This window comes from Lysobacter sp. ESA13C (assembly GCF_019970005.1).
Classification (GTDB): Bacteria; Pseudomonadota; Gammaproteobacteria; order Xanthomonadales; family Xanthomonadaceae; genus Lysobacter; species Lysobacter antibioticus_B.
Window position 1 is genome coordinate 187,190 of record NZ_JAHXYK010000007.1, and the last position, 15,098, is coordinate 202,287.

13 protein-coding genes are annotated in these 15,098 nt (G+C 66.7%); 7 read left to right on the plus strand and 6 right to left on the minus strand.

Annotation, left to right across the window (positions count from 1 at the left end; genetic code table 11):
* Positions 1 to 461 precede the first annotated feature (461 nt).
* The gene (fabV, locus tag LC490_RS15750; RefSeq protein WP_223620782.1) at positions 462 to 1,667 is read left to right on the plus strand and encodes an enoyl-ACP reductase FabV; all 1,206 of its coding nucleotides are present in this window, start codon (positions 462 to 464) and stop codon (positions 1,665 to 1,667) included.
* A 95-nt stretch (positions 1,668 to 1,762) separates the two neighbouring features.
* Here fabV and LC490_RS15755 read toward each other — a convergent pair whose 3' ends face one another.
* Together LC490_RS15755 and LC490_RS15760 are read right to left on the minus strand one after the other, a co-directional pair.
* Positions 1,763 to 2,038: a hypothetical protein gene (locus tag LC490_RS15755; RefSeq protein ID WP_223620783.1), complete on the minus strand. Its 276-nt coding sequence runs from the start codon at positions 2,036 to 2,038 to the stop codon at positions 1,763 to 1,765.
* A gap of 31 nt (positions 2,039 to 2,069) precedes the next feature.
* A complete protein-coding gene (locus tag LC490_RS15760; RefSeq protein WP_223620784.1) occupies positions 2,070 to 2,396 on the minus strand; it encodes a DUF2834 domain-containing protein in 327 nt (108 codons plus the stop codon).
* A gap of 431 nt (positions 2,397 to 2,827) precedes the next feature.
* Here LC490_RS15760 and LC490_RS15765 point away from each other — a divergent pair, with 431 nt between their 5' ends.
* From LC490_RS15765 to LC490_RS15780, 4 genes are all read left to right on the plus strand, one after another.
* Positions 2,828 to 3,556, plus strand: a complete 729-nt coding sequence (locus LC490_RS15765) for a tRNA-dependent cyclodipeptide synthase (RefSeq protein ID WP_223620785.1) — start codon at positions 2,828 to 2,830, stop codon at positions 3,554 to 3,556.
* Positions 3,557 to 3,572: 16 nt separating this feature from the next.
* Positions 3,573 to 4,781 (plus strand): cytochrome P450, encoded by a 1,209-nt coding sequence (locus LC490_RS15770; RefSeq protein ID WP_223620786.1) that lies wholly within the window; start codon positions 3,573 to 3,575, stop codon positions 4,779 to 4,781.
* Positions 4,782 to 4,809: 28 nt separating this feature from the next.
* The gene (locus LC490_RS15775) at positions 4,810 to 5,577 is read left to right on the plus strand and encodes a class I SAM-dependent methyltransferase (protein ID WP_223620787.1); all 768 of its coding nucleotides are present in this window, start codon (positions 4,810 to 4,812) and stop codon (positions 5,575 to 5,577) included.
* A 339-nt stretch (positions 5,578 to 5,916) separates the two neighbouring features.
* Entirely contained in the window at positions 5,917 to 7,020 is a 1,104-nt protein-coding gene (locus LC490_RS15780) for an acyltransferase (RefSeq protein ID WP_223620788.1), read from the plus strand.
* Between the two features lie 23 nt (positions 7,021 to 7,043).
* On the opposite strand, the gene LC490_RS15785 is transcribed toward LC490_RS15780, so the two are convergent.
* The 3 genes from LC490_RS15785 to LC490_RS15795 form a co-directional block, all read right to left on the minus strand.
* On the minus strand, positions 7,044 to 8,585 hold the full coding sequence (locus tag LC490_RS15785; RefSeq protein ID WP_031370101.1) for an AMP-binding protein: 1,542 nt from the start codon (positions 8,583 to 8,585) through the stop codon (positions 7,044 to 7,046).
* Between the two features lie 107 nt (positions 8,586 to 8,692).
* On the minus strand, positions 8,693 to 9,580 hold the full coding sequence (locus LC490_RS15790; RefSeq protein ID WP_223620789.1) for an alpha/beta hydrolase: 888 nt from the start codon (positions 9,578 to 9,580) through the stop codon (positions 8,693 to 8,695).
* Positions 9,581 to 9,696: 116 nt separating this feature from the next.
* Positions 9,697 to 11,943, minus strand: coding sequence for a TonB-dependent receptor (locus LC490_RS15795; RefSeq protein WP_223620790.1), 2,247 nt, complete (start codon positions 11,941 to 11,943; stop codon positions 9,697 to 9,699).
* A 196-nt stretch (positions 11,944 to 12,139) separates the two neighbouring features.
* Here LC490_RS15795 and LC490_RS15800 point away from each other — a divergent pair, with 196 nt between their 5' ends.
* Entirely contained in the window at positions 12,140 to 13,102 is a 963-nt protein-coding gene (locus LC490_RS15800) for a helix-turn-helix domain-containing protein (RefSeq protein WP_223620791.1), read from the plus strand.
* A gap of 33 nt (positions 13,103 to 13,135) precedes the next feature.
* Here the strand turns inward: LC490_RS15800 and LC490_RS15805 are convergent, their stop codons facing one another.
* Entirely contained in the window at positions 13,136 to 13,597 is a 462-nt protein-coding gene (locus LC490_RS15805; protein WP_223620792.1) for a MaoC family dehydratase, read from the minus strand.
* A gap of 215 nt (positions 13,598 to 13,812) precedes the next feature.
* Between LC490_RS15805 and LC490_RS15810 the strand changes: the two genes are divergently transcribed.
* Positions 13,813 to 14,760: a PHB depolymerase family esterase gene (locus LC490_RS15810; RefSeq protein ID WP_223620793.1), complete on the plus strand. Its 948-nt coding sequence runs from the start codon at positions 13,813 to 13,815 to the stop codon at positions 14,758 to 14,760.
* Positions 14,761 to 15,098 lie beyond the last annotated feature (338 nt).

Consider the following 15,098-nt stretch of genomic DNA (forward strand, 5'->3'; position numbering starts at 1 on the left):
TTGTATCGAGGCCGATCGCAGCCTCGGCATGACGGCTCGCACACGACCGCGCGCAGACCTCGGCTCGCATGGGCCCGCCTGCATCGGCAAGGGACGCAATCGGCGAATGCTGACATTCCCGATGTCCGATAGATGTCGGAGCCCGGACCGCCGCATGCACGTCGTGCGCAGCGGCGCCCATGATGCGCAATACGCCACCGTTCGGAAACAGCGGCCACACTCCCGGGCCGGCCTCGGCTGGGCGAGCGCACCCGTTCGAGGCATACTTTTCGCCATGGCCGGTCGACGGCATCGCGCCATCCCGGTTCCCGTCCGTGCCCCGCTGCGAGGCCCGGCCGCGGCCGGACGGCCGCTCGCGACGGATGCGCCACGGCTCGCCTTCGACCGCGACAGCAGGACTCTCAAGCCCGCGGCGCGCATCGCGCTGCCGCGGACGCCCCATCGATGACGAGGTAGACCAGTTGATCATCCACCCCAAGGTTCGCGGTTTCATCTGCACCACCACGCACCCGCTCGGCTGCGAGCTCAACGTACGCGAGCAGATCGAAGCCACGCGCGCGCGCGGCGTCCGCAAGGACGGACCGAAGAAGGTGCTGGTGATCGGCGCGTCCAGCGGCTACGGCCTGGCCGCGCGCATCACCGCCGCGTTCGGCTTCGGCGCCGACACCCTCGGCGTGTTTTTCGAGAAGCCCGGCAGCGACAAGAAGGCCGGCACCGCCGGCTGGTACAACTCGGCCGCGTTCGACAAGTTCGCCAAGGCCGAGGGCCTGTACAGCAAGTCGATCAACGGCGACGCCTTCTCCAATGAAGCGCGCGACACCGCCATCGAGCTGATCAAGAACGAGATGGGCGGGCAGATCGACCTGATCGTGTATTCGCTGGCCTCGCCGGTACGCAAGCTGCCCGACACCGGCGAGCTCAAGCGCTCGGCGCTGAAGACCATCGGCGAGCCTTACGTCTCGACCGCGATCGACACCAACAAGGACACCATCATCCAGGCCACGGTCGAGCCCGCCACCGAGCAGGAGATCGAAGACACCGTCACGGTGATGGGCGGACAGGACTGGGAGCTGTGGATCGACGCGCTCGAACGCGCCGGCGTGCTCGCGCCGGGCGCGCGCACCGTCGCCTTCAGCTACATCGGCACCGAGATCACCTGGCCGATCTACTGGCACGGCGCGCTCGGCAAGGCCAAGGTCGACCTCGACCTGACCGCGCAGCGCCTGGATGCGCGCCTGCGCAAGATCGGCGGCGGCGCCAACGTGGCGGTGCTGAAGTCGGTGGTGACCCAGGCCAGCGCGGCCATCCCGGTGATGCCGCTGTACATCTCGCTGGTGTTCAAGGTGATGAAGGAAAAGGGCCTGCACGAAGGCACCGTCGACCAGCTCAGCCGCTTGTTCCGCGAGCGCCTCTACCGTGAAGACGGCCAGGCACCGCAGACCGACGACGAGCATCGCCTGCGCCTGGACGATTGGGAACTGCGCGACGACGTCCAGGACACCTGCAAGGCGCTGTGGCCGCAGGTGACCACCGAGAATCTGTTCGAGCTCACCGACTACGCCGCTTACAAGCACGAGTTCCTCAAGCTGTTCGGCTTCGAGCGCAGCGACGTCGACTACGACGCCGAGGTCGACCCCGACGTGAAGTTCGACTGCATCGAGCTCTGAGTCTCGGCAGGTTGCATCACGCTGCACCGGCGCCGCTCCCGGCGCCCCTCCGCTCCTGCGACAGGAGCGGAGCCCGCACCGGCCCACAGGCCGCGTCACTTATAACGGCGGCGCTCGGCCTTGAGCGCCTGCTCGGATACGAAGCCCGTGCCGCAGCTCCGGCAGTAGTACCCCTCGACGAATTGTTGTAACGGCGCCTCGCGCACCTGCGAGGGCAGGACGTCGTCGACGCGAAGATCGGCCGCGTACGCCATCCGCGGGTCCTTGCCCGGCGCGGCCACCCAGGCCTGGTCGATCAACAGCAGCTTCGGCGCCAACGCGGTGGCCAAACCACACCGCGGGCAAAGCTCATCGAATGGATACGGGCTCATTGCGCCTCCTGCGCCGGGCCGGGTCGAACGATCAGGGCCTGCCGGCATCGAGTTTCGCCTGACGCTGGTAGAGAAACAACGGCAGCCCCAGCGACACGCCGACGAGCAGGGTCGCGACGACCGACACCCATGGACGGCGCACCGCCAAGCGACGCCCTTCGCTTGCGATAAACACCAACAGCACCAGCGCCGACACCAGCACGTCGATGCCGAAGAAAGCGCCGATGCGCGTGGAAAACAGTTCGGCAACCAAGCGCGGCAGGTCCGGGCCGTGCTCGTTCAACCACGGCAGCAACTGCGCATACGGCAGCAGCAGACCGGGCACGCACAGCGACAGATACAGATGCCTGAGTTTCATGGATTGTCTGATCCCATCGGAGAACCGGTTTTCCACAGTACGCCGCACGGACTTTCACTGCGTCCGGTACGACACTCACGAACGCTCACTGCGAGTCGTCCGCGTCCTCTGACGACACAAAGCACACTGAACAGTGACGGGCGTTTGCAGTCCTTTGTTTCAGTGCCGACGATCCCCATAAACGCGACCGCGGTAACGTCGTCGAGCGCCTATCGGCGTAGAGTGCCGGCCGAGCTTCCGGGTTGGCCTGCATTGCCGCAGCGCCGCTCGCCACCGTAGACGCGCAGAGTATCGGATGCATGCCGGCTCGGCGGTGTACCGCCAAGGTTCGCATCCGATATCGCGGATGGGTCGCGATGTCGGATGCGCCGCCTTCGCCGGTTGCGGCTTCGATGGCATCGTTCTGATCGGCTCAAGGAGGAGTGAGGATCATGTCGCTGTCGATCGTCGCCGAAACGCCGGATCGCCCTCGCCTGCCTATCGTGGAGGACGTCTCCGGCCGTCTGCGCGCGCGGCCGTACACGGAGGCCTGCGCCGATATCCTCGAACGCGCCGAACATGTCGTGATCGGATTGAGCCCGTTCAACGGCTATTTCAGCGCCATCGCGATCCAGCGCATGATCGCCTGGGGTTGCCGGCACTTCCGCAAGGTCGATGTGCTGCTGCCGGGCTATGAGGCGATTTATACGCTCACCGCCGCCGGCCTCGCTCCGATCGAGGCGACGCGCAAGCTCAGGCGCGAATTGCTGCGCCTGCGCAACACCAGTCTGCGCAGCTTGCAGGACCACGATGTCGAGCATCCGCAGCAACGCATCCACAGTTGGACGCGGCTGCTCGAAAACCGCGCTTACCTGACTTTGCGGCAGCAGGTGCGGCGCACCTACCGCGACGATTTCTCGGTGCGCCAGGCCTGTCGCAACGCTGCAGTCACAGCGGTCGAAGGCGCCATGGGCCAGCGGCCGGACGAGAGGCGCCTCGCACAGGCCGTGCATTACCCGCTCGCCGAGCTGCCCTTCTTCGTCGACAGTCCGGCGATCTACGGCGTGCGCAGCTCGGTCTTCGCCTACCCGCGGCCGATCTCCCTGGTCCGCGCATTGTCGATCCCCAGCGACGCCGCGCTCGCCCGGGCCGATGGTCAAGGATTCGTCTCGTTCGAATAGCGACAGGAGAGCCGCCATGCCCAGCCCGCTCGATCAAGCCCAGGACGTTCTCAGCTATCCGTTCGCCATCGGCCCGCTCGGCACGCCGCCCGAGACCATCGCCTGGGCGCGCAAACACCGGCCGGTGTGCCCGATCAGCCTGCCCAGCGGTACCCGCGCCTGGATGGTGACGAACAAGGACGACATCGGCCTGGTCCTCACCGACAAGCGTTTCTCGCGCGACCTGACCTACTCGGGCGCGCCGCGTTTCGTCGGCGAGGATTTCACCGCGGTGCCCGGCGGCCTGTTCAACCTCGACCCGCCCGATCACACCCGGGTGCGACGGGTCATCGGCCATTTCTACACGCGCACCGGCGTCGAGCGGTTCCGTCCGCTGGTCGAACGGCATGCCACGCAGTTGCTCGACGCCATGGCCGGCGGCGACAACCCGGCCGATCTGATGCAGGCCTATTCCACCCAACTGCCGCTGCACAGCAGCTGCGACATGCTGCAGGTGCCGGTGGATTTTCGCGAGCAGTACCTGGCGTATTTCCACACCCAGACCAATTATCAGGCGACGGCGGAGGAAGTCGCGCAGGCGACGGCCAAGATCCTGGATTTCTCGCGCGACATCATCGCCCTCAAGCGCAAGCACCCCGGCCACGCCGATCCGATCGGCGCCTTGATCGAAGCCCGCACGCAAGGCTTGATCGACGAAGACGAACTCGTCGGCACGGTCTGCTATCTGTTCGTCACCGGCTCGGAGCCGCTGATCCCGCCGCTGTCGACCGGCGTGCTGACCTTGCTGGAGCATCGCCCCCAGTTGCAGCAGTGCATCGACGATCCCACCCTGTGGCCCAAGGCGATCGAGGAAGTGTTGCGCTATCACCACAACGGCGTGCTGGGCCTGCCGCGCGTGGCCACCGAGGACGTGGCGCTCAAGGACACCCTGATCCGCCGCGGCGAAGCGGTATGCGCCACCATGCTCGGCGTGACCTGGGACCCGAAGTACTACAAGCACCCGGCCAAATTCGACATCCACCGCTCGACCGACGGCACCGCGACCTTCGGCGCCGGCCCGCACTTCTGCCTCGGCTCGGCGCTGGTGCGGATGTTCCTGGAAGTCGCTTATCGCATGCTGTTCGCCCGGTTCCCGAGCCTCACCCTCGCCGTTCCCGCCAGCGAGATTCCCTGGGAAAAGAACATTCTCTTCATTCGGCCGGTCAGCCTGCCGATCGCCTGGTGACCCGCCCACCGACCTTATCGAGGTTCCCATGCAAACGATGGACAGCCAGTTCGATACGCTCGCCGATGCCTACGAGAGCAGCATCGACGAGATGCCGTTTCGTCGCCATATCGAAATGCACAGCGTGCTGCGGGTGATCGGCGACACCCGCCACTTGCGCGTGCTCGACCTGGGCTGCGGCAGCGGGCTCTACACCCGCGCCATCGCCGAGCGCGGCGCACGCCGCGTGGTCGGCTTGGACGTGTCGGCCGGGATGATCAGCCACGCCCGCGCCCACGAGCGCCTGGCCCCGCTCGGCATCCACTACCATTGGCGCGACGCCGCGCGCGATCCGGGCACCGTCGCCGACGACCTCGGCGAACGTTTCGACCTGGTCACGGCGGTGTACGTGTTGCCGTACGCCGAATCCCGCGAAGGCCTCACCGCGATCTGCCGCACGGCCTTCGAAGCCTTGTCCGGCCCGGGCGATCGTTTCGTCGCAGCGGTGCTGAACCCCGAGTTCTCCAGCGACGAGCAGTGGTACCGGCATTACGGCATGACCTTGACCGCCGCACAGGGCCGCAAGGAAGGCGCGCCGGTGCACCTGCACGCCTGGTTCGGCGAGCACACACTCGACCTGGATGCGTTTTATTGGTCGCGCGACGCCCACGACCGCGCCTTCCGCGAGGCCGGCTTCGGCCACGTGCAATGGCACCTGCCGACCCTGTCGGAAAGCGGGCGCAGCGTCAGGGACGACGAGTTCTGGCACAACTATCTCGAGCAGCCTCATGCCTTGATCGTCGAGGCCTTTCGGTGAGCGCCTGATTGCGGACATTCCGTAATCCCTGCGCGCCCCCTCTTCGACGTGGGCCGCCTCGCCCGGAAACCGCGACCTGGACAGCGGCGCCACCCTCGTGCCAAGGCAGCGAATCGTCGCAGACCGATACCAGGCTGGTGCGTAAACCCGCACTGAACCCGCCCGACAAGAAATGTTTCAAAGTTCTCAACCGATTCAAGCGGCGGAGAAATCTTCGACGGCTCCCTCTCTACTGGCCACTCGCGCGTGACGCGAAAGCTCTTGCGTCCCCTGAGGCCCGGCGCGTTGCGCGACCGGCCCGTCGGAACGCAAGCGAATCGGCAGCTCAGAGAAGGCGCAGTGACAGAACCCAGCACTACGATGCGGCCGCGCGCCGCATTCTTTTCTTCGATCCAGGCTTTGCGCGGCATCGCCGCGGTATTGGTCGTCCTGTTCCATCTGCGCCTGATGGAAGACCTGCACGGGCAAGGCCGGCAGATCTTGCCGAGTCTGCTCGAATTCGCCTACGGCGGCGTCGACCTGTTCTTCGTGATTTCGGGCTTCGTCATGGTCTCGGTGGCCGCGGGCAGCTACCGCTCGCCGGCCGGCGCCGGGCGCTTCCTGTTGCGCCGAGCCTGGCGCATCGTACCGCCCTATTGGTTCTACACCAGCCTGCTGGTCGCGCCGATGCTGCTGATGCCCGGCGTCCTCGACGCCTCGCACGACTACGGCAAAATCGCGACCTCGTACCTGTTGTGGCCGCAGGCCTCGCTCCCGATCCTGATGGTCGGTTGGACCCTGATCTACGAAGCGTATTTCTATCTGGCCATGGCGGTCGCCATCGCACTGCTGCCGGAGCGTTACGCCGGGACCTTCCTGGCCGGTTGGGGCATCACGGCAATGGCGGTCCACGCCACGGCCGGCGCCAATGCGCCGCCGTGGCTGACGGTCGCGTCCAGCCCTATGGTGCTCGAATTCATCGCCGGCGCCCTGGTCGGGCTGCACTGGCGACGGCTGCCGGCGCGCTACGGCCTGCCCTGCCTGTCGCTAGGTGCGTTCGCTTTCGTTGCGAGCATGTTCGTCCTGGCCCAGGCCGGTGCCCACGAGCCCTCGCCGATGCTGCGGACTGCGATGTTCGGCTCGGCCAGCGCCGTCATCGTCCTCGGCGCGGTGGCGTGGGAGAGCGCCGGCCCGGTGCGCATTCCGCGCTGGCTGCTGATCCTCGGCAACGCCTCGTACTCGATCTACCTCGCGCACCCGTTCGTGATCTCGTTGACGGGCCGGCTGTGGCGCAACACCGCCATCGGCCAGGTGCAGGGCCTGCACGCAGCCTCGGTGGTCGTGGCGATCCTGCTATGCCTGGCGGTCGGCATCGCTTCGTATCGCTGGCTCGAACGTCCCGTGCAGTCGATCGGCGGGTTTCTGTTCAAGCCTCGGCCAACGCCGGTCGCGCAACCGGCGTAAGCCGGCGGGTCGGTCGCCGCGTCTCAGGCACTCGGCCAATACGGCGCGCGCAACTCGCGCTTGAGCAGCTTGCCGGTCGGGTTGCGTGGCAGGTGATCGCGGATCTCGACAGCGGCCACCCGCTGCTGTTTGCCGACGCGCTCGTTGAGCCAGTGCTTGATCGCTTCGCCGTCGCCGGCCTCAGCGTCCTTTACGATCACCAGGGCCAACGGCGATTCGCCCCAGACCGGGCTCGGCACGCCGATGACCGCGCATTCGGCGATCGCGGCGTGCTGCATCAACACGGCCTCGATGTCGGCCGGATAGATGTTCTGGCCGCCGGAGATGATCAGGTCCTTCTTGCGGTCGAGGATGTAGAGATAACCCTCCTCGTCGAGACGGCCGATGTCGCCGGTGCGCAACCAGGTGCGTCCGGCCTCGTCGATCCAGGTGGCCTGCGCGGTGGCTTCGGGCCGTCGCCAATAACCCGCCATGGCGAAACGGCTGCGGCCGACGATTTCGCCGGCCTGGCCGGCTTCGAGCGGGCGGTCGTGCTCGTCGAGGATCAGCAGGTCGACGCCCGGCAAGGGCTTACCGACCGAGGAGAGATGGCTCTCGGCGTCCTCCGGGTCGAGCGCGGTGATGATGCCTTCGGTGGTGCCGTAGACCTCGATCACGTCGCAACGGCAGGTCTCGATCAGGCCGGCCTTGGTCGCCAGCGGCAAGGACGAACCCACGCTCATGATCGCCTGCAGCGAAGAACGGTCGGTGGTCCAGAACTGCGGATGATCGAGCAGGCGCTGGTATTGCACCGGCACCATCGCGGTGTGGGTGATGCGCTCGCGGGCGATGGTGGCCAGGGTGTCGGCGACATCGAAGACATGCCGCAGCACCACCGTGCCGCCGCTGAGCCAAGTGCCGAGCAAGGCGGCCCAGCTGATGTTCGAGTACAACCCGGTGACCAGCAGAGTGCGCGCGCCGGCGTGATAGCGCAGCGCCAGGGCCGCGTCGTAGGCCCAGGCCACGCGCGTGCCGTGGCTGTGGACGATGCCTTTCGGCTCGCCGGTGGTGCCCGAGGAATAGATGATGTTGCACAGGTCGGTCGCGGACACCGGCACCGCCGGCGGATGCGAGTCGGCGCCGCCGAGCCAGTCCGCATACGCGCGCCAACCGGCCGTGGCCGAGGCGCCCTCGCCGACCACCTCGATGCGGGCGATGCCGGGAATCGCACCGATGCGAGCGGCGTGATCGGCGGTCGCGAATACGAACACGGCCCCCGAATCGGCCAACATGCTCGCCGCGCTCTCGGCGCTGATCGCGGTGTTGAGCGGCACGGCGACGCAACCGGCCTTCATGATGCCGACGATCAATTCGGCCATCTCGATGCAGTTGGACATCAGCAGCGCGACGCGGTCGCCGTGGCGCGAGCCGGCGCCGATCAGGGCATTGGCGATGCGGTTGGTGCTGCGGTCCAGGCTTTGCCAGTCCAGGGTCCGCTGCGGCGCGACTAGCGCGGGCGAGCGCGCGCGCCAGCGGCCGTGCAGGGCGAAGATTTCGGGCAGCAACGGTTGCGGTGCATCCAACATGGAAGGGTCTCCGTGTCGCGTGAAGGCTCGGTCAGGGCGAAGGGATCGGAACGCGCCGCTGCCCGCCCAGATTGAGGGCATCGACGCGCGCAGACAGGGCCGCGGTCTCAATCCGCAACGTCGAGCAGGGTTTCTATGCCGATTCTGGCATCCAGTTCGGACAAGGACGGCGCATGGCCGACATCGGGCACCTCGACCAGGCGCACCAGCGGCGACACCGCGGCCATGCGCCGGGCGGTCTTGGCCTCGAGGATGTCGGACAAGGCGCCGCGCAGCAGCAGGATCGGCCGGCCGGCGGCGAGCTTGCGGTAGAGATGCCACATCAACGGCCGCAGCAGCCACAGCTTGGTAGGGCTGACCGTGCGGATGATCTTCGGGTCGTAGTCGAGCACCAGCAGGCCGTCGTCGCGGACCCGGAACATGCGCTCGATCATCCGCGCCCAGTCCGCGCGCGTGTACTTCGGATAGGCGGCGCTGCCGATGCGTTCGATATAAGCCGCCGCGTCTTCGCGCGTCATCGGCGGCACCGGCACACCGGCGTAGCGCGCGATCCGGTCCAGCGCCGACTTCGGCGCCTGCGGGCCGGCGTCGTTGAGTACCGCCGCCGCCACCGCCGACGGCTGCTTCACCGCCACGGTCATGGTCACCCACACGCCGAGCGAGGTGCCGATGAAGACCGCGCGCGGGATCGATTGCGCGGCCATCAAATCGAGAATATCCAGCGCATAGCGGTCGGCGCTGTAGCTGGACGGGTCGTCGGCGTACTGCGAACGGCCGCGGCCGCGCAGGTCCACCGCCAGTACGCGCCGCCCGGCCGCGGCGAGCACCGTGGCGATCTCGTCGAAATCGGCCGAGTTGCGGGTCAACCCCGGAATGCAGATCACCGGGCAGCGCGGCTTCGCGCCGGCGTAGACCGCCGCGGGGTAATCGCGGGCGTACAGCCGCAGTCCATCGCGGCTGTGCCAATGCAATGCGTCGTAGGGTTCGGCCGACATGGTGCGCGGGGATTCCTGTGCCAACGAAAGTGTGGTCGGCCCCCGAGCATGTGCCGATCGAGGGCCGATCGAAACGCCCACCGCGGCGTTCGCGGCGTGCGCCGGAGGACCTGCGCTCAGAACTCGTATCGCGCCGACAGGCTCACAGTGCGCGGCGCGCCGTAGAAACCGGTGACGATGTCGAGCGCGGCGATGTGGTAGCCGGTGCTGCGATAGGACTTATTGCCCAGGTTGCTGCCCTGCAGGCTCAAGGTCCACGGCTGGTTGATCTGCCAGATCAGCCCGGCGTTCCACAATCCGTAAGCCGGCTGCGCGATCAGCGGCGACAAGGTCGTCTCGGGATAGGTCTTGCTCTGATAGCTGTAATTGATGCGCCCGCCGAGGCTGCCGCCGTTGGCGAGCGGATACAGCGCGTCCAGGCTCAGCCCACCCGACCATTTCGGCGCGTTGGTGAAGCGCTGGCTGTCGGCGATGTCGACGCCGCCGCTGCGGTACTCGTCGTACTTGCTGCGCAGGTAAGCGACGTTGCCGCTGAGCGTCCAATGCTCGGAGGGCTTCCAGGCGAACTCGTGTTCCAGCCCCTGGATGGTGCCCTTGCCGGCGTTGGTGAAGTCGCCGAAGAAGCCGGGACTGCCGTTCGGCAAGGTGTAGGAGGTGAACACCGACAACTGGATGTTGCTGTAGTCGTTGTGGAACAACGAGGTGTTCATCATCAGGCGGTCGTCGAAGAAGGTCATCTTGCTGCCCAGCTCAAAGGACTGGACCTTCTCGTCGTCGATCGGCCGGCACGAAGCCGGGATCACCGCGCAATTGGCGCGGATGTTGTAGCCGCCGGAATGGAAGCCGGCGTTATAGCTGGCATACAGATTGACGTGATCGTTGGCGCGCCAGGACAGGGTCAATTTCGGCGAGACGTTGCGCGAGGTGTTCGAGCCGGTGAAGTCGGCCAGCTCGGCGATCGGCACCTGGAAGGCGCCGTCGGCGAAGGCGTAGTTCTGGATCAGCGCGTCCTTGGTCTCCTCGGTCAGGCGCAGCCCCAGATCGAGGCTCCACTGCGGGTCGAGGTCCCAGGTGAAATCGCCATAGGCGGCGATGCTGCGGGTGCCGATGCGGCCGCTGCTGACCGCGTACTGCGACAGCCGCAGCGCGGTGTATGGCGGCGAGCCCAGGAAGGTGCTGCGGTTGATGCCGCCGGCCGCACCCTTGAAGTAGAACAGGCCGAACACGCCGTGGAGCTTGCCGCCGGCATCGTAATTGGCCTGCAGTTCCTGGCTGAACTGATGGTCGCTGTAGCCGCCGGAAGCTTCGCCGATCCGTTCCGGCAAGGTGTCGAAATCGATATTGCTCTGGGTCGACGAGCTGCGGTAGGCGGTGATCGACTTGAACGCCCAGTCGGCGCTGGCGATCCACTTGACGGTCAGCGCCGCCCCTTCCAGCTCGCTGTGGTTGACCTGGGGCATCGCGCTGCGGGTGTCGAAGTCGCTGGCGAGCGGCTTGTACGCCGGATAGTACTTGTTCGCCTTCAACATCTTGGCGCCGCGCGGATTGGAGTTGTCGTGCATGCCGTCGAGCGCGAGTTCGACGTTGAACGTATCCGACGGGAAGTAACCGAAGGTGGCGCGCGCGGCGTTGGTGTTCTTGTTGCCGTTGCGGCTGTCCTGAACCAGGTTCTTGCCGTAGCCGTCGTTGTGCATGCTGGCGACGGCGACGCGGGCGCGCCAGACGCCATCGTCGCTGGCGCCGCCCAGGCTGGCCTTGGCACCGCGTTCGCCATGGGTGCCGACCGTGGCTTCGACGGAACCTTGAGTGCTCTTGGGCAAGGGGCTCGATACGTACTTGATCGCGCCGCCGATGGTGTTCTTGCCGTACAGGCTGCCTTGCGGGCCGCGCAGCACTTCGATGCGGCTGACGTCGAACACGTCGAGCAAGGCCCCTTGCGGCCGCGCCAGATAGACGTCGTCGAGGTACACGCCCACGGCCGGGTCGAAGCCCCAGGTCGGGTCGGACTGGCCGATGCCGCGGATGTAGGCGGTCAGGGTGGTGTTGGAACCGCGCGCCGCATACACCTGCAGCGACGGCACCTTGCCCTGCAGGTCGGCCAGGGTCTGCACGTTCTGCTTGAACAGCGCAGAGGCGGTGAAGGCGCTGACCGCGACCGGCACGTCCTGCAGGGTTTCCTCGCGTTTGCGCGCGGTCACCGTGATCGATTCCAACTGGGTCGGTTTCTTTTCCGATTCGCCCTGCACTGCTTCGGCCTCGGTTCGGGTCTCGGTCGATGCCCCCTGCACCTCCTGCGCCCGCACCGCCGACCACTGCGTCGACATCGCCACACCGATCGCCACGCTCAAAAGCCTGTGTCTCATCCTGGTCCGTTCCCCTGCGCGCATCGCCGTCGTCGCAATGACGGCATGGCTGCAACATAGCGGCGTCGCCTCGCCGCGGTTCCACCGCGGGAGCACACCGCATTGACCCTGAGTGCACAGACGTGCTGCGTCGCAACATGCAGCGCGAGCCGCAAGGCTCCTAAGATGCCGATCGACAGTTCACCGAGGGATCGCCATGTTCGCAACCGAGGTTGCAGCGCCGACTGCATTCCCCGCCAAGGCCGCGGCGACTCCACGGATCGCGATGGGCGGCTGGTCGACCGTGCATTCGCCCGGCTTCGGCAGCGCCGACGTTCAACTGACCCGCCCGGAAGGACGCATGGGCTGGCTGGCGAGCCAATCGGTCGGCGCGCTGCAACTCAACCACATCGCCCTGAGCGGGCTGCACATGCGCCGCACCCCGCAGCATCTGTCGGGACTGGCGCAGAACTACGTGCTCGCCCTGCCCGCCGCCGGCAGCTCGCGCAACCTCGTCGGCGGCCACGACGTGATCCTGGTGCCCGACCGCATCTACCTGATCTCGGCCGCGGTGGTCGGCGAGGTACAACCGGAAGGCTGCTACAAAAGCTTCAACACCCTGATACCGGCGCATCTGCTGCAGCAACGCGTGTCGCATCTGCCGACCGTGTTCTCGGCGCCGCTGGATGGCACCGACCCGCGCGCCGAATTGCTCGGCGCCTATGCGCGGCAGATCGACCGCCTGGCCAAGCAGCTCGGCGAAGGCGAAGCGCAGGTCCTGACCACGCAGTTGTGCGACCTGGTCGCCCTGATGCTGCGCGGCGATTCGCGCACCTTCTGCGACGACCGCTCGCTGGCCGCCGCGCACAAGCAGCGCGCGTTGGATTTCATCGAGGCGCATTACTCGAACGAGGACCTGTCGGCGGAAATGATCGCCCAGCGTTGCAGCATCTCCGAAGGCTATCTGCACCGCTTGTTCCGCGACAGCGGGCAGTCGGTGATGGAGCGGCTGCGCGCCCTGCGCCTGGGCAAGGCCCACGACATGCTGACCAACGCGGCCCTGGCCAAGCTGCCGATCTCCGAGATCGCCTACCGCAACGGCTTTCGTTCGCAGTCGAACTTCTGCCGAGTGTTCCGCCAGCAGTTCGGGGTTTCGCCGAGCGAACTGCGCCGCCACTGAGCGCGCCACGCCGGCCAGCACGTCCCTGCTGGATCAGCGATACAGCATCGCCGCCATGTCGGCGACCAGCGCTGGCTTGTCCTTGCCTTCTATTTCCATGACGTTGCGGGTGATCATCAGCAGGCGGCCCTCGCCCTTCGCTTCGACCGCGGCCAACGCGACCCGCATCCGCACACGCTCGCCGGCCAGCACCGGCGCCTGGAACCTGACCTCGCCGAGACCGGCGTTGAGGGCCTGCGAAATGTCTTCGGGCAAGATGCCGAGCTGCATCTGCAGCGGCGCGAGCAGCGACAACAACAGGAAACCGTGGGCGATGGTGCCGCCGAACGGACTCTCCTTGCGGCAGCGTTCGACATCGACATGGATCCACTGGCGGTCGCCGGTGGTCTCGGCGAATCGGTCGATCATCGTCTGGTCGACCGTCTGCCAGGCGGACACGCCGAGCTCCTTCGCCACGTGCTCGCCGAGATTGTCGAAGGTATAACGCTGGCTCATCGAGACTCCCTGGCCGATGCGGTGAAGTGCACGCCAGCTTAGCGCGACGATCGCGCCCGGCGGCGAGGTCCGACCGGATTCGCGACCGCGGCCCGCACTTCGCGCAAGCGATCGGCTGTGGTCAAGACTTGGTGCTCCCGCGGTGAAACTTGGCCCGACGCGAGCGGCTACAACGCGAAGACCGCGCGGTCGTCCGACCGCCAGGAGAGACCGTCATGTCGCTACCGTCCATCGCCCTGCGCCGCCGCTTCCTGTGCGCGCTCGCCGCCCTGTTGTTGGTGTCGTCGATCCCGGCGCCCGCTTACGCAGCCGGCTATTTCCGCGACCTCTACGTCAGCCTGGCCGGCGCCCGCGATTACCACGGCTACGTACCGACCAGTTACCGCCCCGGTGTGCCGATGCCGATGCTGGTGGCCCTGCACGGCTGCACCGAAAACGACGTCGGTTTCGAATTGCTTTCCGGCTGGACCCAGCTCGCCGAGCAACGCGGCTTCATCGTCGTCTTTCCCGACCAGAACAACCTCGCCAATCCGCTCGGCTGCTGGAACTGGTACCTGGAGAGCAACCAGCATCGCGGCCTCGGCGAGCCGTCGATCATCGCCGGCATCACCAACAAGCTGCGCTCGCGCTACAGCGTCGATCCGCGGCGGATCTACGTCACCGGCGTTTCCGCCGGCGGGGTCATGGCCAACATCATGGCCGTAACCTATCCGGACCTCTACGCCGCCGCCAGCATCCTCGCCGGCTGCGAATACGACTGCGACATCCTGCAGCTGCAGTCGCCCGAAACCTCTGGGAACAAGGCCATCGCCGAGATGGGCAGCCGCCGCCGCGCCGTGCCGGCATTGATCTTCCAGGGCAGCGCCGATCTGGTCGTGGCGCCGTCGACGGCCGAACGCCTCGTCGGTCAGTGGGCGACCGTCGCGGGCATCGACAGCGTCGCCGACGAGGTGGTGCATGGCCAGGTGCCGGGCGGCCGCACCTACACCCACAAGGCGTATCGCGCGGCCGCGACCGGCCCGTCCTTGATCGAGTCCTATCTGATCGACGGCGCCGGCCATGCCTACCCGGGCGGCTGCCCTTGCAGCCTCTACGGCGATCCCTCCGGCCCCGATGCCAGCAACCTCAGCTGGGATTTCTTTCTCGCCCATCCCAAGCCCTGAGTCTCGGCGACTGGACTGCGCCCGGCGCGCTGCGGATTTCGTGGCATGCGATTGCCTGGACTCCTGCACTCCGCGACTTGTCGTTCACTTGGCGGAACGACCGCCCGTGCGACATCAGCGGAAATCTACGCACGCTTCCAACGCCAGGAAGCGGGCGACGACGGAACTGCGACGCGTGTCGTGATCGGGAACGTGATCTCCGACGATAGCCTTATCCAACCCGCACAAGATTTCTTCCGCGCCAATAAATTTACCGAATAATTTCTTTAATTTCAGATACTTGCACTAGGGATCGACCTAGGTTGCCGGCCACGCTCGGTCATCGTCTACTGTCCTCC

Coding starts and splice junctions, on each gene's coding strand:
- LC490_RS15790 (WP_223620789.1), bottom strand. CDS start 9,580: ATGTCGGCCGAACCCTACGACGCATTGCATTGGCACAGCCGCGATGGA.
- LC490_RS15755 (WP_223620783.1), bottom strand. CDS start 2,038: ATGAGCCCGTATCCATTCGATGAGCTTTGCCCGCGGTGTGGTTTGGCC.
- LC490_RS15795 (WP_223620790.1), bottom strand. CDS start 11,943: ATGAGACACAGGCTTTTGAGCGTGGCGATCGGTGTGGCGATGTCGACG.
- LC490_RS15775 (WP_223620787.1), top strand. CDS start 4,810: ATGCAAACGATGGACAGCCAGTTCGATACGCTCGCCGATGCCTACGAG.
- LC490_RS15760 (WP_223620784.1), bottom strand. CDS start 2,396: ATGAAACTCAGGCATCTGTATCTGTCGCTGTGCGTGCCCGGTCTGCTG.
- LC490_RS15810 (WP_223620793.1), top strand. CDS start 13,813: ATGTCGCTACCGTCCATCGCCCTGCGCCGCCGCTTCCTGTGCGCGCTC.
- LC490_RS15785 (WP_031370101.1), bottom strand. CDS start 8,585: ATGTTGGATGCACCGCAACCGTTGCTGCCCGAAATCTTCGCCCTGCAC.
- LC490_RS15770 (WP_223620786.1), top strand. CDS start 3,573: ATGCCCAGCCCGCTCGATCAAGCCCAGGACGTTCTCAGCTATCCGTTC.
- LC490_RS15805 (WP_223620792.1), bottom strand. CDS start 13,597: ATGAGCCAGCGTTATACCTTCGACAATCTCGGCGAGCACGTGGCGAAG.
- LC490_RS15800 (WP_223620791.1), top strand. CDS start 12,140: ATGTTCGCAACCGAGGTTGCAGCGCCGACTGCATTCCCCGCCAAGGCC.
- LC490_RS15765 (WP_223620785.1), top strand. CDS start 2,828: ATGTCGCTGTCGATCGTCGCCGAAACGCCGGATCGCCCTCGCCTGCCT.